This window comes from Dechloromonas sp. A34 (assembly GCF_026261605.1).
GTDB lineage: Bacteria > Pseudomonadota > Gammaproteobacteria > Burkholderiales > Rhodocyclaceae > Azonexus.
In genome coordinates, this window is the sequence record NZ_CP102486.1 from 3,449,287 (window position 1) to 3,471,045 (window position 21,759).

Sequence of the window (21,759 nt, forward strand, 5' to 3'; positions counted from 1 at the left end):
TTAGCGAGTCGCGATCTCGATGTCAGGCCATCCCGATCAAATCCTGTGAACCACTGCACAGTCGCCCAATAATTTCGGGCTACCGGCACCGGCCTAAGTCAGGTTTTCTTGATCTGTCTCGACCTTTGCCAGCCGCTGCCTTCGTATAATCGAACGCTTATGGCGGACAATATCTCACTTGCTCATCACTTGCGCCAAGCGGCAAGCGCCCACCCGAACTCGCCCGCCCTGATCAGCGGTGGCAATCGTTGGTCCTTTGCAGAGCTGTTCGCCGATGGACTCGGCCTGGCCGAGCAACTCGGCGAGCCTGACGCTCCCCTGCTCAAAACTGGCGACAGCCTCGCCCTGGCCCGCCACGCCTACGCCTGCAGCGTGAACCGACAAGCCTTCTGGCCGCTCGCGCCGAACCAGCCGCGGCCGGAAACGACAAGGCTGCACTCCGCGGCGGCGCTGATCATCTCGACCAGCGGTAGCGAAGGCCAGCCACGCCCCGTCCTGCTCGGCAATGGCCAACTCGATGCCGCGGCGGCCGCCGCCAATGCGCTGCTCGCGCTCGGCCCAGGCGACCTGTGGCTCAATTGCCTGCCGCTTTACCATATCGGCGGCCAGTCCATCCTCTGGCGCTGCGCCCGGAGTGCGGCCGGCGTGCTGCTCCATGACGGCTTCGCCGCCGAAGCCGTCGCCGACGATCTGGCCCACCAGCCGGTAACGCACATTTCGCTGGTCCCGGCGATGCTCGCCCGCTTGCTTGAACTCGGCATCCAGCCGCCCCCTGGTCTGCGCGTCGCGCTGATCGGCGGCGCTGCCCTGGCGCTGCCGCTCCACGAAAAAGCCCGGGCTGCCGGCTGGCCGCTTTACCCGAGCTACGGCATGACCGAAAGCGCAGCCTTGGTCGCCGTCCACACGCCGAGCGATGGCGCCTGGCATCAGGGTCTGGTCGGCAAGCCGCTGCCCGGCCACGAAATCCGGCTCGACAGGGATGGTCGCATTGCCCTGCGCGGCCCGCAGATCATGCTCGGTTATCTCGACGGCAGCGGGGTCGATGCCAACGGCTGGCTGACCACCAGCGACCTCGGCGCGATCGATGCCGACGGCCGGCTCACTATCACCGGCCGGGCCGACGACATGCTGATCAGCGGCGGCCGCAACGTCCATCCGCTCGAAGTCGAATCCTGCCTCGCCGCCTGCCCGGGGTGCGCGATGTCGCCGTCACCGGCCAGCCCGATCCGGTCTGGGGCGATCTGGTGGTCGCCCTGGTGGTCGGCGAGGCGACCCCGCCGACCTGCTCGCCCACGCCCGGCAGCGCCTGCCGAGCGCCGCATTGCCGCGCAAGCTGCTCTTTCTCGAGCGCCTGCCGCGCAACGCCGCCGGCAAGCTGGAACGCGCCGCATTGCGCCGGATCGCCGCCGGAGGCGCGGCTTGATCTCGACCCTGCGCCGCCTGCTGGCCGCGCCCAGCCTGAGCGAAAGGCTCGACCGCCTGGCCGGCGACGCCCCGGCGTCCGCCCCACTCAGCCTGCGCCTCGATCTCGGCCGGCACGATTGCGACTGGCTGCACGCAGTGCCGGCTGATGCCCCGTTCTGGTATCGCGCCCGTCCGGCCCGACAGAAATACAGCCTCGGCATCGGTCATGCCCTGCAGCTCGCCAGCGCCGGCCCGCACCGCTTCGCCGCCCTCGACAACGCCTTTGCCGGCTTTTGCCGGAACTGGCGATACGAAGGGGCGCCGCTGGTCTTCGCCGGTTTCGCCTTCGCTCCAACCAGCCCTGGCCCCCTGCCCAATGCGCTGCTGGCCATCCCGGCCATCCTGCTTGAAAACCGGGGCGGTCATTGCTCGGCGACCTTGACCGTCACCGCCGGCCGCCGTCGGCAGGCCGCCGCGGAGTGGACGCAACTGCTTGCCCGTCCGCTCCGCCAGGACGGCGCACCGCTCTGCCCGGCCCATCCGGAAACGCTCGCCGAGCAGGCCTGGATCGCCCGCGTCAATGCCGCCCTGCGCCACATCGGTAACGGCCAGCTCGACAAGCTGGTGCTCAGCCGCAGCCGGAAATTCGAATCCCGGCGCTCCTTCTCGCCGGCACATGTCCTGGGCCAACTGGTCGTGCAACAGCCGGACAGCCTGATCTACGCCCATGGCAACGGATCGCAGAGCTTTCTCGGCGCCACGCCGGAACGTCTGGTCCGCCTGGACGGCGGCCAGATCGCAGCCGATGCGCTAGCCGGCACCGCCTGGCCGGGATCTACCGGGCTGCGCGACGAGAAGAACTGCCAGGAACAATCGCTGGTCGTCCGCGCCGTCTGCGCCGCCCTCGCACCGCTGTGCCTGGCACCGCCCGAAATCGGCCCAATCGGCGAACATCCGGCCGGCCGGCTGCGTCACCTGCGGAGCCGGATCTCGGCCAGCGCCCGACCCGGCACCACCTTGTTCGACCTGGTGCGCGCACTGCATCCGACCCCGGCGGTCGGCGGCTTCCCGGTCGGCCCGGCCGTAGGCTGGCTGGCCGAGCATGGCGAACAACGCGCCGGCTGGTACAGCGGCGGCTTCGGCATCTTGAGCCCGGACGGCGACGGCGAATTTTCGGTGGCCCTGCGCTCGGCGCTACTCGATGGCCGCAGCGCCGAACTGCAAGCCGGCGCCGGCATCGTCGCCGCTTCCGAGCCGCACCAGGAGCTGGCCGAAACCGAGGCCAAGCTGGGTACCCTGCTCGCCGCCCTGAGCGCGGTCGACGAGCCCGCCCGCAGCGGCACCCGCTAGCACCTTTCGCTACCCGACTCGACCGCCCGCCGGTTGGAGAGATAGACGTTGTCCGCCGCCAAGGGCTCGGCATTGGCCAGTGCCAGCAGCCACTTCTCGGTCGACACCACGGCCGCAAAGCCGGTATGCATCACGACGCTGAACACCCGGTGGATTTCGTCGGCGCTGGCCGCCCCGCGGCATTGGCGTAGGGCAGCGCGCCGGCGGCGTCGTGCAGAAATTCGACTTTCCAGCCTTCGTGGGCCGCTTGGCGCACCGTCGAGTCGTCGCAGTTGTGAGTCATGTAGCCGACCACCGTCAGCGTGTCGATTTCCTGCTGGCGCAACCACGCCCCCAGGTCGGTACCGACGAAGGCGCTGGCCATCGCCTTTTCGACCAGGTGATCGCGTTGCCGCCCGGCCACCGTCGGGTGCAGAGCCGCGCCCTCACTGCCCGGGCAAAGACCGGCGCCCCTCCGGCAGCAGATGCTGGACGACGACGACCGGGATGCCGGCAGCGCTGGCGGCATCCATCGCCCGGCAGATGTTGGCCAGCGAATCCCGGACATCCGGATACTCGATGCGCAGCTTGCCGGTGAAATACTCGTTCTGGACATCGATGACGATCAGGGCGCGTTTGAGTGAGGACATTTTCGGTTCCTTGGCTGATTGAAGATGAGCCGATTATTCGCCGGGAGCGGCCGGCCAGCGAGTGGCCCGATTGACAAATTGCGATAAGATCGGGCCAATCGATTATGCCGGGACGAAACCCAAAATGCCCAAGCAAGTGATCACCGTCGTCGCTTTTGACCGCATCTGTCCCTTCCACCTCTCGGCGCCCTGCGTCGTTTTCGCCGAGTCTTACCCAGGCGAGCCGGAGTTCCAGCTGCTGGTCTGCGCCGCCGAAGAAGGCCCGTTGTCCACGACGGCCGGCTTCAGCGTGAGCGTCCGCCACGGCCTGGAAGCCATCGCCGCGGCCGATACCGTCATCGTGCCAAGCTGGCGCGATGCTGAGGAGCGGCCGCCCGAGGCCCTGCTCGCGGCGCTGGTCGCCGCCCATCGCCGCGGCGCCCAGGTCGTCGGACTTTGTCTGGGAGCCTACGTGCTGGCTGCGGCCGGTCTGCTGGACGGACGGCGGGCAACGACGCACTGGGCCTTCGCCGCCGATTTTGCCCGGCGCTATCCGGCGGTCCGCGTCGATGCCGACGTGCTCTACATCGACGAGGGCAATGTCCTGACTTCGGCCGGTACGGCAGCCGCCATCGATTGTTGTCTCTACATGCTGCGCCAGCGCTACGGCGCCCGGGCGGCCAACCGCGTCGCCCGCCGGCTGGTCGTGCCGCCCACCGCCAGGGTGGTCAGGCGCAGTTCATCGAGCAACCGCTACCGGCCACCGCGCACGACTCCCGCCTCGCCGACCTGATCGACTGGGTGCGGGCCAACCTGCACCTGCCGCACAGTCTCGACAGCCTGGCCGCCAAATCGCTGATGAGCCGGCGCACCTTCACCCGCCACTTCCGCTTGCTGACCGGGTCTACCGTCGGCGACTGGCTGCTCGCCGAACGTCTGGCCCTGACCCAGCGCCTGCTGGAAAGCACCGAGCAGAGCATCGACAGCATCGCCACTCTCGCCGGCTTCGGCTCGCCGGTCTCGCTGCGTCATCATTTCCGCCAGAGCCTGGGCGTTTCGCCCAGTGCCTGGCGGAAAACCTTCAAGGGCGAATGATCAGCGGTTGACGTCGACCACGATGCGGCCGCGCACTTTGCCTTCGAGCAGTTCGGCGCCGACGGCCAGCGCCTCGCCGAGGCTGATTTCGCGGACAATCGCATCGAGCTTTGCGATCTCGAGGTCGCTCCCCAGACGCTGCCAAGCCTCCAGACGCACCGGCATCGGCGCCATCACGCTGTCGATGCCGTAGAGCGTCACGCCGCGCAGTATGAAGGGCGCGACACTGGACGGGAAATCCATGCCCTGGGCCAGGCCGCAGGCCGCCACCGCACCGCGGTATTTGGTCGTGGCGCAGGCGTTGGCCAGCGTATGGCTGCCGACGGCATCGACGACACCAGCCCAGCGTTCCTTGCCGAGCGGCTTGCCGGGCACCGACAGTTCGTTGCGATCGATGATCGCCGAAGCGCCGAGCGCCTTCAGGTGGCCTTCTTCCGCGGCGCGTCCGGTCGAGGCGACGACCGTGTAGCCGAGCCGGGATAGCAGTGCGATCGCCACGCCGCCCACCCCGCCGTTGGCCCCGGTGACCAGGATTTCACCGTCGGCCGGCTTGATGCCATGTTTTTCCAGGGCCAGCACGCAGAGCATCGCGGTGTAGCCGGCGGTGCCGATCGCCATCGCCTGGCGGGCGCTGAAGGCCTTGGGTTGTGGCACCAGCCAGTCGCCGCGTACACGGGCCACCTGCGCCAGCCCGCCCCAATGGGTTTCGCCGACGCCCCAGCCGTTGAGGACGACCCGGTCGCCAACCTGCCATTTCGGGTGCTGGCTGGCAGTTACCGTCCCGGCGAAGTCGATCCCCGGCACCATCGGAAAGCGGCGAACGACCGGCGACTTGCCGGTAATCGCCAGGCCGTCCTTGTAATTGAGGGTCGACCACCCGACCCTGACCGTGACATCGCCCTCCGGCAACTGGGCCTCGTCGATTTCCTGCACGGCGGCGCGATAGCCGGCCTCGTCCTTGTTGATCAGTATTCCCTTGAACATGTTCTCTCTCCTTTGATGATGCGGTAATGACGACTATAAAGCAGGGCGCCGAAATGTGGCCGGTTCGGCCGGCGAACCTGGACTTCATTCCGCTGCCAGTAACACTTAAAAGCACGCGACAGCTGTCACGCCGCTGCAACATTAATGCAACAAAATGATGGTCTTAAGGCCTATACTTGAGAGATCACATGGAGTGCGCGCGATGACCCATACCCCCCTGAAGCCTCGCTTCCCGACCGAAAATTATCTCAATCGCGAGCTCGGCCTGCTCGCCTTCAACCGCCGGGTGCTGGCCCAGGCCGAAGACGAGCGGATGCCGCTGCTCGAGCGCCTGCGCTTCCTGTGCATCGTCTCCAGCAACATGGACGAGTTCTTCGAAATCCGCATGGCCGGCCTCAAGGAGCAGGTGCGGGCCAATGCCCCGATCATCACCGCCGACGGCAAGACGCCGCAAGAGGCCTTCCGCCTGGTTTCGGCCGAAGCCCATGCCATCGTCACCGAACAGTATCAGCACCTCAACGACATCATCCTGCCGGCCCTGGCCAAAGAGGGTATCTGCTTCCTGCGTCGTTCGACCTGGAACGAGGCGCAGCGCGAGTGGATCCGCAACTATTTCCTCCGCGAAATGGTGCCGGTACTGACCCCGATCGGACTCGATCCCTCGCACCCCTTCCCCAAGGTGCTCAACAAGAGCCTGAACTTTGCCGTCGAACTCGAGGGCAAGGACGCCTTCGGCCGCAGCTCCAACGCCGCCATCGTCCAGGCGCCGCGCGTCCTGCCCCGCGTCATCCGCCTGCCGGAAGAACTGGCCGGCTGCGAATACGGCTTCGTCTTCCTCTCCTCTATCCTCCATGAATTCGTCGGCGAACTGTTCACCGGCATGACGGTGCTCGGCTGCTACCAGTTCCGCGCCACCCGCAATTCCGATCTCTTCGTCGACGAGGAAGAAGTCACCAACCTGCGCACCAAGCTCCAAGGCGAATTGCCGCACCGCCACTTCGGTGACGCCGTGCGCCTTGAGATCGCCGACAACTGCTCGCCGGCGATGACCGAATTTCTGCTCGCCCAGTTCGCGCTGCGCGAAGTCGATCTCTACCGCGTCCATGGCCCGGTCAACCTGGTGCGCCTGATGCAGGTCCCGGACTGGGTCGACCGCCCGGACATGAAATTCGCCCCCTTCGTCCCCGGCATCCCGAAGGCAGTCGGCAAGGGCATCAACATTTTCGACAGCATTCGCCGCAACGACATCCTGCTCCACCATCCCTACCAGTCCTTCGCACCGGTCATCGAACTGCTCAATCAGGCGGCCAACGATCCGCAGGTGGTCGCCATCAAGATGACCGTCTACCGGACCGGCACCGACTCGGTGCTGATGCAGTCGCTGATCCGCGCTGCCCAGAACGGCAAGGAAGTCACCGTTGTCGTCGAATTGATGGCGCGCTTCGACGAGGAAGCCAACATCAGCTGGGCAACCAAGCTCGAGGAAGTCGGCGCCCATGTCGTCTATGGCGTGGTCGGCTACAAGACCCACGCCAAGGCCTTGCTGATAGTGCGTCGTGAGGAAAGCGGCCTCAAGCGCTATGCCCACCTCGGTACCGGCAATTACCACCCACGTACCGCCCGTCTCTATTCCGACTTCGGCCTGATGACAGCCAACGAAGAAATCACCCATGACGTCAGCGAAGTCTTCAAGCAACTGACTGGCCTGGGCAAGGCGCGCACCCTGCAGCACCTGTGGCAGGCCCCGTTCACGCTGCAACCGAACGTCGTCGCCGGGATCCGTGCCGAAGCGGAAATCGCCCGCGCCGGCGGCAAGGCCCGCGTCGTCGCCAAGATGAATTCGCTGGTCGAACCGGAGGTCATCGATGCCCTGTACGATGCCTCGAAGGCCGGCGTCGAGATCGACCTCATCGTGCGCGGTGTGTGCACGCTGCGCCCTGGCGTTCCCGGGTTGTCCGACAACATCCGCGTCCGTTCGATCATCGGCCGCTTCCTCGAACACCACCGCGTCTTCTACTTTTACGCCAGCGGCGAGGAAAAGGTTTATCTGTCCAGTGCTGACTGGATGGAGCGCAACTTCTTCAAGCGCATTGAACTGGCCTTCCCGATCCTCGATCCCAAGCTGAAGAAACGGGTGATCACCGAAGGTCTGAAGTTCTACCTGGCCGACAATCAGCAGTGCTGGGACATGAATACCCAGGGTGTATTTCACCGCCGGCGTGCGGCGCGGGCCAAACCGCACAATGCCCAGGGCGAACTGATGGCGACGCTGGGTGGCAGCTGAGATCTTCGAGGCTAAGGTTGGCGCCCCGGGAAATCAAGCGCCGGCGGCAGCTAGTCGGGCGACTTCCGGTTGCCGTCGCTAGGCGTGAAGAACAGCGCGATTCCCAGCCCGATCAGGGCCAGCGGCCACCACTTGCGCAACAGCTGAACCAGGTCGATTTCCAGCAGATCAAGATTGACCGCCAGCGCCAGGGCACCGATCACCAGCAGTGCGACGGCAGCGAAGTTACCTTTCATCGTGCCCCCTTGCCGATCAGGCGCGGCGCACGCCGACCACGCCGTCGACGTCGTGGATCAACGTCAAGGTGCGCTGCATCTGCTGCAGATTGGTGACTTCAACGGTAAAGCTCATGTGTGCCTTGCCCTGCTTGGACTGGGTATTGACGCCGATGACATTGAGTTTCTCGCGGGTGAAGATTTCCGAGATGTCGCGCAGCAGGCCCTGACGGTCGTGGGCATCGACCACAATGTCGGTGGCGAAGACGCCGGTGGTCTGCACGCCCCAGTCGGTCTCGATGACCCGCTCCGGATGCAACGCCGCGAGGTGGGTGAAATTGGTGCAATCCATCCGGTGAATGGAAATCCCCTTGCCACGCGTGATGAAGCCCTGGATCTCGTCGGGCGGTGCCGGCTTGCAGCAGCGCGCCAACTGGGTCAGCAGCTTGTCCACACCGACGATCAGGATGCCCTGGTTGCCTTCGACCGGCTTGCTCGGCTTGGCGATGACCTCGTCCGGCAATTGCGTTTCGGCGAGCAAGTCGCCGCCGCGCGCCACCGACTGGAACTGACGCTGCTGAAGTTCGCCACGCGCCGCGGCAATATAGAGGTCGTCGGCCCGCGAGAAGCCCAGCTTGTGGGCCAGTTCCTCGATGTTGGCGCCGGTCTGGCCGGCCCGCTGCAATTCCTTGCCGATCAGCGTGCGGCCTTCGGACAAGGTTTCTTCCAGCGCCAGGTTCGAGAACCAGGCCCGGACCTTGACCCGGGCGCTCTTGGTGTGGATGTAGCCGAGCGTCGGATTCAGCCAATCGCGTGACGGTCCGCCGTGCTTGGCGGTGATGATCTCGACCTGCTGGCCGGTTTCGAGCGGCGTGTTGAGCGGCACCAGCTGACCGCCGACGCGGGCGCCGCGGCAACGATGGCCGAGGTCGGTATGGACCCGGTAGGCGAAATCGACCGGGGTCGAACCCTGCGGCAGATCGACCACCTTGCCCTGCGGCGTGATGACGTAGAGCGTCTCGTCGAGCGCGGCCTGCTTGTAGTGGGTAACCCAGTCCGAACTGTCGGCGACCTCGTCCTTCCAGGTCAGCAGCTGGCGCAGCCAGGCGATCTTCTCGTCGTAATCGTCCTCGTGCGAACGCTTGCTGCCTTCCTTGTAGCGCCAGTGGGCGGCGACGCCGAGTTCGGCGTGCTTGTGCATTTCCCAGGTACGGATCTGAATTTCCAGGCTGCGCCCGTCAGGGCACTGCACGGCGGTATGCAGCGAGCGGTAGTAATTGCCCTTGGGGTTCGAGATGTAGTCGTCGAACTCGCGGGAAATCGGCGACCAAAGGTTATGGACGATACCGAGCGCGGTGTAGCAGTCCTTGAGGTCGTCGACGATGATGCGCAGGGCGCGCACGTCGTAGACCTCGGAGAACTCGACACCCTTCTTCCGCATCTTGTTCCAGATGCTGTAGATGTGTTTCGGCCGCCCGTAGATCTCGGCTTTTTTGACGCCCGCGGCCTCGAGTTCCTCGCGCACCTTCGCCACGGCGTCGGTGATAAAGCGCTCGCGCTCGCTGCGCTTCTCGTCGAGCATCTTGGCGATTTTCTTGTAGATCTCGGGATGCAGGAAACGGAAGGACAAATCCTCCAGTTCCCACTTCAGTTCCCAGACCCCGAGCCGGTTGGCGAGCGGCGAATAGAGTTCCAGCGTTTCGCGCGCGACCTGGACGCGCAGTTCGTCCGGGTTGGCGGCGTAGTAGCGCAGCGTCTGTGTCCGGCTGGCCAGGCGCAGCAACACGACGCGGATGTCCTCGACCATGGCGAGCAGCATCTTGCGCAGGACTTCGATCTGCGCCTTGACCTCCGCCGGATTGGCCTCGCCGGCCTCGATATTGGCGGCGACGAAACCCTTGGTGATCGGCCGCAGCTTGTTGAGCCGCGAAATGCCATTGACCAGATGCGCCGCCGGTTTGCCGAAGCGCTCCTCGATGCGGGCGATGGCGTGCTCGTCCTGAGCCGGCATCGCGAACAGCACTGCCGCCATGCGCGATTCGGCATCGAGCTTGAGCCCGGCGATGATGACCGCCATGCCCAGCGCGTGCGACCAGATGCGCTCGCCGCTGCCCAGCGCCTTGTTGCCGTAGGCCTCCCAAGCGTACTCCACCGAACCTCTGAGACGCGCTGCCTCATCGGCGGCAAGCCCCTCGGAAAGGGTAACCATGAACTGATCGAAGTCGCTCTGCGCGGCGACCGAATGGACGACTGAAACCATTCGCCAATTATACCGTCCGAGTCCATTCCCGCTGCTCAGGCATAATTCACGGCATGACCGAAAAACAGCAAAATTTCTTCACCAACCCCTATCTCCTGCTCACCCTGACCGCCCTCTTCTGGTCGGGCAACATGGTCCTCGGGCGAGGCATTCGCGCCGACGTCCCACCGCTGGCGTTGGCCTTCTGGCGCTGGGCGATCGCCTTCGTGCTCGTCCTGCCGTTGGCGCTGCCCCACCTCAAAAGCCAATGGCCGTTGCTCAAGGCAGGCTGGAAGCCGGTGCTGACCCTCGGCCTGATCGGTGTCGGCGGCTACAACACCTTCGCCTACCTGGCGTTGCAGCACACCTCGGCGACCAACGCCGTGCTGCTCAACTCCTTCATTCCGATCGTCACCATCGCCATTTCCTGGGCCTTTCTCGGTAAGCACCTGCGCCCACCGCAAGCCCTTGGCGTCGTCATCTCGCTATGCGGAGCGATGACCATCGTCGCCCGCGGCGAGTTCGAGGTGCTGGCCCATCTCAACCTGAACATCGGCGATGCCTGGATGCTGCTCGCCGTGCTGGTCTGGGCGGTCTACACCGTCGGCCTGGCCTGGCGGCCGGCCGGCGTGCACCCAATGCTGATGCTTGGCGCGATGACCGCCGTCGGCCTCGCTGCGCTGTTCCCCGCCTATCTCTGGGAAATGGCGCAGGGCCGGCGGATCAACGTCCATCTCGGCTCGCTGGCTTCGCTCGCCTACGTCGGCATTTTCCCGAGCTTCATCGGCTACATCTTCTACAACCGGGGCGTTGCCGAGGTCGGCGCCAACAAGGCCAGCCTCTTCATCCACCTGATGCCGGTCTTCGGCACCCTTCTGTCCTTCGTCTTTCTCGGCGAAGTGCCGCTCTGGTATCACTACCTCGGCATCGGCCTGATCTTCAGCGGCATCTGGCTGACCATGAAGAAGTGATGTGCCTGTTCGACTGGTTCCGGCGCGGCAAGGTCAGCGCCATTCCTGACCCGCTGTGGGCGAGCACGATCGCCGCCCTGCCCTTCCTGGCCAAACTAACCGACGACGAGCAGCGACGCCTGAAAGCGCTGGCCGAGAGCTTCTTGGCCGAAAAGGAATTCACCACCGCCGGCGGCCTGCAACTGAGCGACGAAATCTGCGTCGCCATCGCCGCCCAGGGCTGCCTGCCCATCCTCAATCTCGGCCTGGCCGCCTACCGTGATTGGGTGGGCATCGTCGTCTATCCCAATGAATTCGTCGTTCCCCGCCAACTCGCGGACGACAGCGGCGTCGTCCACGAATACGACGACGTGCTCGCCGGCGAAGCCTGGCAAGGCGGCCCGCTGCTCGTTTCCTGGCACGACGTGCAGATGGCCGGCGCCGGCTACAACGTCGTAATCCACGAGTTCGCCCACAAACTGGACATGCTGAACGGCGAGGCCGACGGCATGCCGGCCCTGCACTCCGGGATCGGCGAGGCGGAATGGCAGGACGTCTTCACCGCTGCCTACGACGATTTCTGCCGGCGCGTCGATCGCGACGAGGAAACCATCATCGACCCCTACGCCAGCGAAGAGCCAGCCGAGTTTTTCGCAGTGCTCTCGGAAAGCTTTTTCGAGTTGCCCGACGTGATCCACGACGAATACCCGGCGCTCTACGATCTGCTCCGCCGCTACTACCGGCAAGACCCGCTAGCGCGACGCTAGTGCCAGCCTTTGCCTTTGTGGTACTAGCTGCCGCTGCCGGCGGTTTTCGGCGTCAGCAGATAGACTTTCTGTTCGACGCGCACCCGCTCGCTGACTGCCGGATCGGGGTCCGCCTCGAAGATGCTTTCGACGTGGCTGAGCCGGATGTCGAAGGCGGCGGTGTAGAGGCTGGCGATTTCATCGGCGACGGCGAACGGCTGGCCCTGCGTCTCACCATCGTCAGGTTCCTCGGTGGTGAGCAGCAGCATCTTGCAGGCGGCGGGCAGAATTTTGCTGAGGTGCTCGAGGTAAGCGCTGCGCAGGTCGTCGGGCAAGGCGGTCAGCGAGGCGCGGTCGAAGACCGCCGCGATGTCGCCGAGATCGGCCGCGCTCAGCGCGAAGAAATCGCCGCACAGAATGCCGATCCGGCCGTGCTCCCACAGGGTGAATGGGCCGACCGGCCGGCGCGTCGGCTGGATTTTGTTTTCGCGGAAGAAGGCGCGCACTGCCAGCGGGCTAAGCTCGACGCCGATCACGGTATGGCCCTGCCCGGCCAGCCAAATCATATCGAGGCTCTTGCCACAGAGCGGGACGAAGACCCGGTCGCCTGCAGCCAAGCCGAGGCTGGACCAGAATCTGACAAGATGCGGATTGACCGCCTTCTGGTGAAAGTCGATATTTTTGTCGCGCCAGGACTGTTGCCAAAGTTCGTTGTCGCGTCCGGTCATGGTGGAGTTTTCCCGGCAGGTGGAGCGTTGTGAATCAGGAAAATGTTCTGATCGAAAAACACAACGCTTCGCGGGAAGAGCCATGCCGGCCGAAAAGGCACTCGCGTGGAATGGGCAGTCAAGGACGGGCCATCGCGGTCGACGATATCACCGAATCGGCCGCGGCCAGCGGCATCGGCAAATTGTCGCAATCGCTACATTCAACCCACATCACATGCAGCACAAAAATTATTTCCCTTATATTTCATTGAATTAGCGTCTGGCACCACCCTTGCTAGAAAGACTGCGAGGAGAATTCCATGACCGACCTGCCTTTCGTCACCATCAACGACACCACCCTGCGCGACGGCGAACAGTCGGCCGGCGTGGCGTTCTCGCTGGACGAAAAACTGGGCATCGCCAGCCAGCTTGCCGCCATCGGCGTCCCCGAGCTGGAAGTCGGCATCCCGGCGATGGGCCCGGAGGAATGCGACTCCATCCGCGCCGTCGCCGCCCTGAATCTTCCCTCGCGGCTGATGGTGTGGAGCCGCATGCACCCGGCCGACATTGCCGCCTGCGCCGGCCTCGGCGCCCACCTGATCGACATCTCGGTGCCTGCCTCCGACCAGCACCTGGCCTACAAGCTGAAGCAGGACCGCGCCTGGCTGCTGCGCGAACTGCCCAAATTCATCGGTGCCGCCCTCAACCTCGGGCTGGAAGTCGGCCTCGGTTGCGAGGATGCCTCGCGCGCCGACATGAACTTCCTCTGCGCCCTGGCCGAAACCGCCGAACGCGCCGGCGCCCGCCGCCTGCGCTTCGCCGACACCCTGGGCATCCTCGAACCCTTCGGCACCTTCGACAAGATCAGCACCCTGCGTCGCAACACCGGCCTCGAAATCGAAATGCACGCCCACGACGACATGGGGCTGGCCACCGCCAACACGCTGGCCGCCTGCAAGGCCGGGGCGACGCATGTGAACACCACGGTCAACGGCCTCGGCGAACGGGCCGGCAATGCCCCGCTCGAAGAAGTCGTGCTTGGCCTGACCAAGCTTTATGGCATCGCCACTGGCGTCGGCCTCAAAGGCTTCCCCTCGCTATCGAGCCGCGTCGCCAGCGCCTCGGGTCGCGCCGTGCCCTGGCAGAAGAGTGTCGTCGGCGCCGGCGCCTTCACGCACGAAGCCGGCATCCACGTCGATGGCCTCTTGAAGCACCCGGACAACTACCAGGGTTTCGACCCGCAGGAAGTCGGCCAGTCGCACCGCATCGTGCTCGGCAAGCACTCCGGCTCGCGCGCCGTGCAGGTCGTTTATGGCGGCCTCGGCCTGACCGTCACCGACAGCGAGGTCAATGCCCTGCTCGCCTCCGTCCGCAATTTTGTCGCAGCCCACAAGCATCCGCCGGAAACGTCCGATCTGCGTGACCTTCTGGCCTCCGTCAGGAGCCACCTCCATGTCTGAAGCGATGACAATGACCGCCATTCTCCCCGCCGCACCGAGCCTCTGGGCCACCCTCAAGGAAGATCTGGACTGCGTTTTCGAGCGCGACCCGGCGGCCCGTTCGACCCTGGAGGTGCTCACCACCTACCCCGGTGTGCACGCCCTGCTCACCCACCGCCTGTCGCACCGCCTGTGGCAAGCCGGCTGGCGCTTTCCGGCGCGCTTCCTGTCCTTTATCGGGCGCACGCTGACCAATGTCGACATCCACCCCGGCGCCACCATCGGCCGCCGCTTCTTCATCGACCACGGCGCCTGCGTCGTGATCGGTGAAACCGCCGAAGTCGGCGACGACGTCACGCTCTATCACGGCGTCACCCTGGGCGGCACCTCGTGGAACAAGGGCAAGCGCCACCCCACCCTGGCCAACGGCGTCGTCATCGGCGCCGGCGCCAAAATTTTAGGACCGATCACCCTTGGCGAGCGCGTCCGCGTCGGCGCCAATTCGGTGGTTGTCAAAGACGTGCCGGCCGACCGCACGGTCGTCGGCGTACCCGGCCGGATCGTCGACACCCGGGTCGGCTCGGCACGCCCCAGCCATGGCATCGCCCTCGACCACAACGAGCTGCCCGACCCGGTGGCCAAGTCGATCGCCTGCCTGATCGAGCGTATCGAGACCATGGAAAAGGAACTCGCGGAGCTCCGCCACGAAGCGCCACCGGCCACGCACGAAGGCGAATGCCGAACCTGCAGCGCCGGCGACCTGTGCTGCGAACACGAGGCGATGCACTGACATGGACCTGCTCGACTTCTCCGACTGCAAACTGTATTTCGAGGATGCCCTCCCAGCCGAGGCCGAGCGCCTGATCGCCCAGGCCTCCAGCGAATACGGCGAGGATACTGCCGAGCTGGCGCTGCTCCGCGCCCACCTGATGGCCCCGGACAACCTCACGGTGCTGGTCGGCCTGTATCGCTACTATTTCTATCAACATCGCCTCGACGATGCGCTGATGGTCGCCGAGCGCGCCATGCAGCTTTCCGGCCGCCTGCTCGGCCTGCCTCCCGACTGGCGCACGCTTGACGAAACGCGCCTAGGCAGCGCCGCCGCCAACTCCTTCGGCATGCTGCGCTTCTACCTGCTGGCCTTGAAGGCGGCGAGCGTCGTGCTGCTCCGACTGGGCCAGATCGAAGCCTCGCGCGACCGTCTGATCAAGCTGGCCGGTCTCGACTGCCATGACCACCTGGGCGCCGCCAAATTGCTCGAAGTTGTCGATGCCTTTCATCACCCCGAAGAACCCGAAATTCAATTAGCAGCAGCCTGAGGAGTACTACCATGGACGACACACTCACCCTTGCCGAAGCCCTCGAAGACCTGGTATCTGCCGAGGACTTTCTCGATTATTTCGAGGTTCCCTACGAACCCAGCGTGGTCCATGTGAATCGTCTGCACATCCTGCAACGCTTCCACGACTACCTGGCCCGCCAGGCGCCCAACCTGCCGCCCGAAGAAGACCAGCAGCGCGGCATCTACCGCCTCTGGCTGGAACGCGCCTACCAGGACTTCGTGGCCTCCAACGCCCTCAACGAAAAGGTCTTCGCCGTCTTCCAGCACGTCGACAAGCCGGGTGGCGGTTCGAGCTCCTTCGTTTCGCTCGACAAGATTTTCCGCTCATGAACGGCTCGCGCTGGGAACAGGGCGAAGCCGTCCGCCTGATCCGCAACGTCCGCAACGACGGCACCTATCCGGGCATGGATCCGGGCATGCCCCTGGTCCGCCGGGGCAGCATCGGCTATGTCATGGATGTCGGGACCTTCCTCCAGGACCAGGTCATCTACTCGGTCAATTTCCTAGACGAAGACCGGGTGGTCGGTTGCCGCGAAGAAGAGCTGATCGGCGCCGACGATCCGTGGATCCCCTCGCGTTTCGAATTCCGCGAGAAGGTCCGTTCGGCCAAGGGCCTGTCGGTCGGCGGCGAAGTGCTGGTGCCACCGGGCGCGATCGGCGAAGTCATCAAGGTGGTGCGCAACGCCCCGGGCGGCGCCGCCTATCACATTCACTTCGACTGCCTGCTCGGCCGCGTCTTGCAGATCCCCGAAGACGCGCTGGAAGCGGTCGAAGCACAGGAGTAAGTCATGCAGCTGGGCTACCTCGAACTCAAACTGGCCTGGGAACTCTTCCAGAAAGCCCCGGACACCCTTTCCGAGCCGGAGCGCGACCGATTGTCCGAGATTGCCCGCAAGCAGGACAGCATCGAGCACCGCATTCTCGCCAGCGCCCAGGCCGCCACCGTCATCGTTCCGGAAACAACGCTGAAATCGCGGATCGCCGAGATCCGCAAGCGCTACCCGACGACAGAGGAATTCGCCCAGGACATGGAGCGCTCCGGCCTGACCGAGGCGACCCTGGGCGAAGCCGTCGAGCGCGATCTGCGGGTCGAAAGCATCCTCGAAAAAGTCGCCTCGGCCACGCCGGCGGTCAGCGCCGTCGATGCGGAAATCTACTATCGCCTGCACCCGGAAGCCTTCGACCGCCCCGAAGCCCGCCATCTGCGCCACATCCTGATCACCTTCGACAACGAGAAGGAAAAGGGCAAGGCGACCAGCCTGCTCGAATCCCTGCGCTCGACACTGAAAACCGCCCAGAAATTCGGCGAAGCGGCGCTGCGCCATTCGCAATGCCCGACCGCCATGGAAGGCGGCAAGCTCGGCATCGTCAAACGTCAGCAACTCTATGCCGAACTGGAACCGGCCGCCTTCGCGCTCGGCGCAGGGGAAATCAGCGCCGTGCTCGAATCGCCGATGGGCCTGCACATCGTGCGCTGCGACGAAATCCTGCCAAGCGGCATGCTGTCCTTCGAAGAAGCCCGCACCCACATCATCGAGCGCCTGACCGACAAGCGCCGGCGTGAGGCGCAGCGCGACTGGATCAAGGGCCTGACGCCCGGCCGTTGATGCCGCGAAGGCCAGCCGCCGGCTGGCCTGGGCCATTTCCGACCATCCCCCGAGCGGGGCCGGGAGGCTTCAGAAAGCCTTAAGCTTTGCTGTTTACCGTAATCGCCTTATTCTTTGAGAAATTGGCAGACGGCTAAGCGATGAGCACACTACCGATCCGAGATGACCGCACCGGAAAAGACCGGCGCAAGGAAGATGTCGGGCCACCGTTTGGCCTTGACGAGCGGCGCCTGATCCCCGAGCGCCGCCTGCCCGAAGTCGAACATGTCGAGTTCGACGCCCACATCGAACTCTCGCCAGCAGCACCTGAACCGCGGGCCTTATAAAACCAAGGCGGGCATCGGTTTTTTCGATTCTCGGGTTCTGATTTATGCGGGATCGTATTTCTTCTGCATTCGACAAGAGTGGTTCTGGCAGTGCTAGTCTCAACCTGCACTGATTATTGAATTCCAAGCACACAAACCATGGCCGATATCCAGGCGACACTTTCTCGAACATTCAGTAATTTTTTTGACTCGGAAAAATCGAGCGGGATTTTTCTGATCCTGTGCACAGTTCTATCGCTGCTCATAGCCAATTCGGGCCTTGGTGCCAGCTACCTGGACTTCTGGCATACAGAAATAGCCGGCATGAGCATCGAGCACTGGGTGAACGATGCGTTAATGGCCATATTTTTCTTGTTTGTCGGCCTGGAGCTCGAGCGCGAACTCTACAACGGCGAACTTTCCAACATCAAAAATGCGCTGTTGCCGATCATGGCCGCCATTGGCGGCATCGCCGTGCCAGCGTTGATCCACTACACATTAAATGCCGGCACCCCAACCCAGCCGGGAAGCGGCATCCCGATGGCAACCGATATCGCCTTCGCGCTCGGCGTACTGGCATTGCTCGGCACGCGGATTCCATCCTCGCTCAAGGTATTCCTGACCGCGCTGGCCGTGATGGACGACCTCGGGGCAATTATCGTGATTGCCTTGTTTTATACGGCCCACCTAGCGCTGGGCTATTTGCTCGCTGCACTCGGCGTTTTTGCATTACTGATCGTCCTCAATCGCGGGTTCCGGGTAATGTCGCTGGCGCCCTATTTGTTGGGCGGTGCCGTGATGTGGTTTCTCATGTTCAAGTCCGGCGTTCACGCCACCATTGCCGGCGTGCTGCTGGCCTTCGCAATCCCCTTCTCCGCCAAGGCTGACGATGACGAATCGCCATCTCATCGGCTGGAGCACTTCCTGCACAAGCCTGTTGCATTTCTCATCTTGCCGATATTCGCCTTGGCGAACACCGGAATCGTAATCGGATCGGGATGGCAGGACGACCTGATAAGTGCCAACAGCGCAGGCATCATTGGCGGCTTGGTCATTGGAAAACCACTGGGGATTACGTTGGTGACCTTTCTTGCCGTGGCTATCGGCCTCTGCCGGCTTCCGGGTGATCTTCGATGGGGTCATGTTTTCGGAGCGGGACTATTGGGCGGGATCGGTTTTACGATGTCCATCTTCATCACAAACCTCGCGTTTGCCGGCAGCGCCGAGATAATCAATGCCTCAAAAATGGCAATTTTGATCGCCTCACTGTCAGCCGGCGTGTCCGGATTTCTCTGGTTGCGTTATTTCAGTCCACTGGAGAAATGAGCAGTCAGGGCATTGATGCAATTGCCAGGGTAGGCCAAGACGCGAATAGCGGGGACAAAAAAAGCCCCGGAATTTCTTCCGGGGCCGAACCGAGGTACTACAGAGAGAGCTCGTTGGCCGTCAGGCGTAAGTCGGGGCGAAGGCGGCTTCGGGATTGGCCGCCGGGCCCTTGTCACTCCAGTACGGGGAAAGTTTGCGCAGCTGGGCGATGATCGGCGGTACGGCCTCGATCACCCGATCCACTTCCGCTTCGGTGTTGTAACGCGACAGCGAGAAACGGATCGTGCCGTGGGCGGCGGTGTAGGGAATGCCCATCGCCCGCATCACGTGCGAGGGTTCGAGCGAGCCCGAGGTGCAGGCCGAGCCCGAGCTGCCGGCGATGCCCATCTTGTTCAACAAGAGCAGGATGGCCTCGCCCTCGATGTATTCGAAGGCGATGTTGCAGGTATTGGGCAGCCGGTTGCTGACGTCGCCGGTCGGGAAGCAATGGGTGATCTGGCTGAGCAATCCGGCTTCCAGCTTGTCGCGCAGACGCTTGACCGTGGTGTTTTCCTCGGCCATGTGCTGCATGGCCAGTTCGCAGGCAACGCCGAGGCCGACGATGGACGCCGAGTTCTCGGTGCCGGCCCGCCGCCCGCGCTCCTGGTGACCGCCACGCAGCAGCGGACGGAAGCGGCAGCCGCGACGCAGGTAGAGGACGCCGATGCCCTTCGGGGCATGCAGCTTGTGGCCGGACAGCGAGAGCATGTCGATCTTGGTGTTCTTCAAGTCGATGGGAATCTTGCCGACGGCCTGCACGGCATCGGTATGGAACATGATGCCCTTGGCGCTGGCCAGTTCGGCCATTTCCTCGACCGGGAAAATCGTGCCGGTCTCGTTGTTGGCCCACATCACCGAAACGATGGCGACATTGTCCTGGAGCATCGACTTGTATTCGTCCATGTCGATGCGGCCCTTCTTGTCCACTTTCAGCTTGTGGACGATGTAGCCTTCCTTCTCCAGCCACTCGCACAGCGTCAGGATGGCCGGGTGCTCGACATTGGTGGTGATCACCGTGTTGCGTTCCGGCTGCGCCTTGAGCGCCGAGAGGATGGCGGTCGAATCGGATTCGGTGCCGCAGGAGGTGAAGATGATTTCCGAGTCGTGCTCGGCGCCGAGCAGCGCCTGCACCTGACCGCGGGCCTTCTTCAGCGCCTTGCCCACTTCACTGCCGAAGGCGTGAATGGACGACGCATTGCCGAAATGCTCGGTGAAGAAGGGAAGCATGGCCTGGACCACGGCCGGGTCGCAGCGCGTGGTGGCATTGTTGTCCAGATAGATCGGTTCCATGGCGCAGTCCTTTGGGGTCTCTGTCGGGATTGGGGGATTCTTACGCTTCGGCCGGCATATAGGACGACGGCAGCACCTGGACCAGTTCGCCCAGCGCTTCGATCATCTTCTGCTGGATGCCGCCCAGGGTGGCCGCTTCCATCATGCAGCCGGAGCAGGCGCCCTTCAGATGCACGTAGATCTTCTTGCCCTGGACGTCGGCCAGTTCGACGTCGCCGTGGTCGCGCTGCAGCATCGGACGGACCGACTCCAGCACTTCCTCGATCTTCTTGATCTTCTGCACCAACGACAGCTTGGCGGCCGGCGGCTTGGGGGCTTCCGGGGTCGCCGGGCAAGCGGGCGGCGGCGAGGTTTCGCCGGGGCCGGCGCGCGAGGCCTTGACCTTGGCGAGGATTTCCTCAATGCCTTCGTGGCAGGAGGCGCAACCGCCGCCGGCCTTGGTGTAGAAAGTGACTTCCTCGACCGTGTTGAGGTTGTTGGCGGAGACCACGTCCTCGATCATCACGGCATCGATGGCGAAGCACTTGCAGATCAGGGCACCTTCTTCATGGTCGTCGGACCATTCCTCGCCGCGGTAGTTGGCGATGGCGGCCTGCAGGGCTTCGCGACCCATGACCGAGCAGTGCATCTTTTCCGGCGGCAGGCCGTCGAGGAAGTCGGCGATGTCCTGGTTCGAGATCTTCAGCGCTTCATCGAGCGTCTTGCCCTTGGCCATCTCGGTCAGCGCCGAAGAAGAAGCGATCGCCGAGCCACAGCCGAAGGTCTGGAAATGGGCGTCGAGGATGATTTCGGTTTCCGGCTCGACCTTGAGCATCAGGCGCAGCGCATCGCCGCACTGGATGGAACCGACGTCGCCGATGCCGTTCGCTTCCTCGAGCGGGCCGGAGTTGCGCGGGTTGAAGAAGTGTTCGCGGACCTTGTCTGAGTATTCCCACATGGCGTGCGCTCCTTAGACCGAGAAAGAAGAGCCGCAGGAACACTGCGAGCTGGCGTTGGGATTGTCGAACTTGAAGCCGGTGTGGGTCAGCGTATCGATGAAGTCGACGGTAACGTTGTCGATCATTGGCATGGTCATCGCATCGACCAGCACTTTGACGCCTTCGACTTCGAGTTCCCAGTCGTCCTCGGCCTTCTCGGTTTCGAGCTTCATGCCGTATTGCAGACCGGAGCAACCGCCCCCCGAAATGGTCAGGCGCAACCCGAGCACGGGCGTTTCGGCACCACGGATGAAGCGTTGGACAGCTTTGACTGCGGCGGGGGTCAGATTGATCATGGCGTTTCTCCCAGAGTAGATGGGCTATTCATTGCAAGCCCTGTGCCATGCCGGGAGAACGCTTTAAGCCGTTGAAACTATTGACTTGTATCAAGTCCTGGCGTTTGTCGGCTTTGCGACAATCAACCCAAAAGGTGTTCGTAAGCGCGCCGCAGGATGTCGCGTTCGATCGTCGGCAGGCGCCGCGCCTCGGTGATCGCGATGAACTTTCCACCGCGTTTTTCGGCCGCGGCAAACGGCGGATCGATGGTGGTACAGGCCGCGAGCAGCACGGCCTGGTCACCGGCCGGAGTATCCAGCCAGATGCAGAATTCCGGCACCGGCTCGAGCGCCCCCTCGGCCAGGTCGAGTTCCTTCTCGGCCGCGCGCAAGGCCGCCGTCGGATGAAACTGGACGGTGGGCGAATAGTCTTCGTCATGCAGGGCCGAGGTTTCCGGCACCGGCGAGAAGGCCAGCACGCTGTCGCCCAGGGACATGAAGCGGACCCGGGCGCTGGTGCTTTGTTTATGCAGGATGATCAGGCGTGGCGATTCGGTCATTGCAGACATCGGGCAGC

The 21,759-nt window shown here is 63.9% G+C and carries 25 protein-coding genes; 14 read left to right on the plus strand and 11 right to left on the minus strand.

Annotated elements, in window-relative coordinates; translation table 11 throughout:
* Window positions 1-159 precede the first annotated feature (159 nt).
* Complete coding sequence (locus NQE15_RS17185; RefSeq protein ID WP_265943036.1) at window positions 160-2,754, plus strand: isochorismate synthase; 2,595 nt, start codon at window positions 160-162, stop codon at window positions 2,752-2,754.
* Here the strand turns inward: NQE15_RS17185 and NQE15_RS17190 are convergent.
* The 3 genes from NQE15_RS17190 to NQE15_RS17200 are packed head-to-tail and all read right to left on the minus strand — an operon-like array spanning window position 2,751 to window position 3,383.
* Window positions 2,751-2,900, minus strand: coding sequence for a hypothetical protein (locus tag NQE15_RS17190; RefSeq protein WP_265943038.1), 150 nt, complete (start codon window positions 2,898-2,900; stop codon window positions 2,751-2,753). The two genes, NQE15_RS17185 and NQE15_RS17190, sit on opposite strands and share 4 nt — an antisense overlap.
* Window positions 2,885-3,157 carry an isochorismatase family protein gene (locus NQE15_RS17195; protein WP_265943040.1) on the minus strand — a complete coding sequence of 91 codons (273 nt, stop codon included), beginning with the start codon at window positions 3,155-3,157 and terminating at the stop codon, window positions 2,885-2,887. The genes NQE15_RS17190 and NQE15_RS17195 overlap by 16 nt, the downstream gene beginning before the upstream one ends.
* Before the next feature lie 22 nt (window positions 3,158-3,179).
* Window positions 3,180-3,383 carry an isochorismatase family protein gene (locus tag NQE15_RS17200; RefSeq protein ID WP_265943042.1) on the minus strand — a complete coding sequence of 68 codons (204 nt, stop codon included), beginning with the start codon at window positions 3,381-3,383 and terminating at the stop codon, window positions 3,180-3,182.
* A 124-nt stretch (window positions 3,384-3,507) separates the two neighbouring features.
* On the opposite strand from NQE15_RS17200, the gene NQE15_RS17205 reads away from it, so the two are divergent.
* A complete protein-coding gene (locus NQE15_RS17205; protein WP_265943044.1) occupies window positions 3,508-4,155 on the plus strand; it encodes an AraC family transcriptional regulator in 648 nt (215 codons plus the stop codon).
* Between the two features lie 8 nt (window positions 4,156-4,163).
* The gene (locus tag NQE15_RS17210; protein ID WP_265943046.1) at window positions 4,164-4,457 is read left to right on the plus strand and encodes a helix-turn-helix domain-containing protein; all 294 of its coding nucleotides are present in this window, start codon (window positions 4,164-4,166) and stop codon (window positions 4,455-4,457) included.
* Here NQE15_RS17210 and NQE15_RS17215 read toward each other — a convergent pair whose 3' ends face one another.
* Window positions 4,458-5,441 (minus strand): MDR family oxidoreductase, encoded by a 984-nt coding sequence (locus tag NQE15_RS17215; protein WP_265943048.1) that lies wholly within the window; start codon window positions 5,439-5,441, stop codon window positions 4,458-4,460.
* A 202-nt stretch (window positions 5,442-5,643) separates the two neighbouring features.
* On the opposite strand from NQE15_RS17215, the gene ppk1 reads away from it, so the two are divergent.
* A complete protein-coding gene (gene ppk1, locus NQE15_RS17220) occupies window positions 5,644-7,725 on the plus strand; it encodes a polyphosphate kinase 1 (RefSeq protein WP_265943050.1) in 2,082 nt (693 codons plus the stop codon).
* 50 nt (window positions 7,726-7,775) lie between these two features.
* On the opposite strand, the gene NQE15_RS17225 is transcribed toward ppk1, so the two are convergent.
* Window positions 7,776-7,961 (minus strand): LiaI-LiaF-like domain-containing protein, encoded by a 186-nt coding sequence (locus NQE15_RS17225; RefSeq protein ID WP_265943052.1) that lies wholly within the window; start codon window positions 7,959-7,961, stop codon window positions 7,776-7,778.
* Window positions 7,962-7,977: 16 nt separating this feature from the next.
* Entirely contained in the window at window positions 7,978-10,200 is a 2,223-nt protein-coding gene (locus NQE15_RS17230; protein WP_265943054.1) for a RelA/SpoT family protein, read from the minus strand.
* Between the two features lie 53 nt (window positions 10,201-10,253).
* On the opposite strand from NQE15_RS17230, the gene NQE15_RS17235 reads away from it, so the two are divergent.
* Together NQE15_RS17235 and NQE15_RS17240 are read left to right on the plus strand one after the other, a co-directional pair.
* Window positions 10,254-11,150 (plus strand): DMT family transporter, encoded by an 897-nt coding sequence (locus NQE15_RS17235; protein ID WP_265943056.1) that lies wholly within the window; start codon window positions 10,254-10,256, stop codon window positions 11,148-11,150.
* Complete coding sequence (locus NQE15_RS17240; RefSeq protein WP_265943058.1) at window positions 11,150-11,896, plus strand: zinc-dependent peptidase; 747 nt, start codon at window positions 11,150-11,152, stop codon at window positions 11,894-11,896. The genes NQE15_RS17235 and NQE15_RS17240 overlap by 1 nt, the downstream gene beginning before the upstream one ends.
* Window positions 11,897-11,919: 23 nt before the next feature.
* On the opposite strand, the gene NQE15_RS17245 is transcribed toward NQE15_RS17240, so the two are convergent.
* Window positions 11,920-12,603: a thiopurine S-methyltransferase gene (locus NQE15_RS17245; protein WP_265943060.1), complete on the minus strand. Its 684-nt coding sequence runs from the start codon at window positions 12,601-12,603 to the stop codon at window positions 11,920-11,922.
* 299 nt (window positions 12,604-12,902) lie between these two features.
* On the opposite strand from NQE15_RS17245, the gene nifV reads away from it, so the two are divergent.
* From nifV to nhaA, 8 genes are all read left to right on the plus strand, one after another.
* Window positions 12,903-14,042, plus strand: coding sequence for a homocitrate synthase (nifV, locus tag NQE15_RS17250; RefSeq protein ID WP_265943061.1), 1,140 nt, complete (start codon window positions 12,903-12,905; stop codon window positions 14,040-14,042).
* A complete protein-coding gene (gene cysE, locus NQE15_RS17255) occupies window positions 14,035-14,811 on the plus strand; it encodes a serine O-acetyltransferase (protein ID WP_265943064.1) in 777 nt (258 codons plus the stop codon). The genes nifV and cysE overlap by 8 nt, the downstream gene beginning before the upstream one ends.
* Before the next feature lies 1 nt (window position 14,812).
* The gene (locus NQE15_RS17260; RefSeq protein WP_265943066.1) at window positions 14,813-15,340 is read left to right on the plus strand and encodes a hypothetical protein; all 528 of its coding nucleotides are present in this window, start codon (window positions 14,813-14,815) and stop codon (window positions 15,338-15,340) included.
* 11 nt (window positions 15,341-15,351) lie between these two features.
* Window positions 15,352-15,693: a nitrogenase-stabilizing/protective protein NifW gene (gene nifW, locus NQE15_RS17265; RefSeq protein WP_265943068.1), complete on the plus strand. Its 342-nt coding sequence runs from the start codon at window positions 15,352-15,354 to the stop codon at window positions 15,691-15,693.
* Window positions 15,690-16,148 (plus strand): nitrogen fixation protein NifZ, encoded by a 459-nt coding sequence (locus tag NQE15_RS17270; protein ID WP_265943070.1) that lies wholly within the window; start codon window positions 15,690-15,692, stop codon window positions 16,146-16,148. The genes nifW and NQE15_RS17270 overlap by 4 nt, the downstream gene beginning before the upstream one ends.
* A gap of 3 nt (window positions 16,149-16,151) precedes the next feature.
* Entirely contained in the window at window positions 16,152-16,970 is an 819-nt protein-coding gene (gene nifM / locus NQE15_RS17275) for a nitrogen fixation protein NifM (RefSeq protein WP_265943072.1), read from the plus strand.
* A 140-nt stretch (window positions 16,971-17,110) separates the two neighbouring features.
* Window positions 17,111-17,296, plus strand: a complete 186-nt coding sequence (locus tag NQE15_RS17280) for a hypothetical protein (protein ID WP_265943074.1) — start codon at window positions 17,111-17,113, stop codon at window positions 17,294-17,296.
* 138 nt (window positions 17,297-17,434) lie between these two features.
* Window positions 17,435-18,601: a Na+/H+ antiporter NhaA gene (nhaA, locus tag NQE15_RS17285; protein ID WP_265943076.1), complete on the plus strand. Its 1,167-nt coding sequence runs from the start codon at window positions 17,435-17,437 to the stop codon at window positions 18,599-18,601.
* A gap of 120 nt (window positions 18,602-18,721) precedes the next feature.
* Here the strand turns inward: nhaA and nifS are convergent, their stop codons facing one another.
* From nifS to NQE15_RS17305, 4 genes are all read right to left on the minus strand, one after another.
* Entirely contained in the window at window positions 18,722-19,930 is a 1,209-nt protein-coding gene (gene nifS, locus NQE15_RS17290) for a cysteine desulfurase NifS (RefSeq protein WP_265943078.1), read from the minus strand.
* Between the two features lie 40 nt (window positions 19,931-19,970).
* Complete coding sequence (nifU, locus tag NQE15_RS17295; RefSeq protein WP_265943080.1) at window positions 19,971-20,867, minus strand: Fe-S cluster assembly protein NifU; 897 nt, start codon at window positions 20,865-20,867, stop codon at window positions 19,971-19,973.
* A 12-nt stretch (window positions 20,868-20,879) separates the two neighbouring features.
* Complete coding sequence (locus tag NQE15_RS17300; protein WP_265943082.1) at window positions 20,880-21,203, minus strand: HesB/IscA family protein; 324 nt, start codon at window positions 21,201-21,203, stop codon at window positions 20,880-20,882.
* A 122-nt stretch (window positions 21,204-21,325) separates the two neighbouring features.
* On the minus strand, window positions 21,326-21,751 hold the full coding sequence (locus tag NQE15_RS17305; protein ID WP_265943084.1) for a hypothetical protein: 426 nt from the start codon (window positions 21,749-21,751) through the stop codon (window positions 21,326-21,328).
* Window positions 21,752-21,759 lie beyond the last annotated feature (8 nt).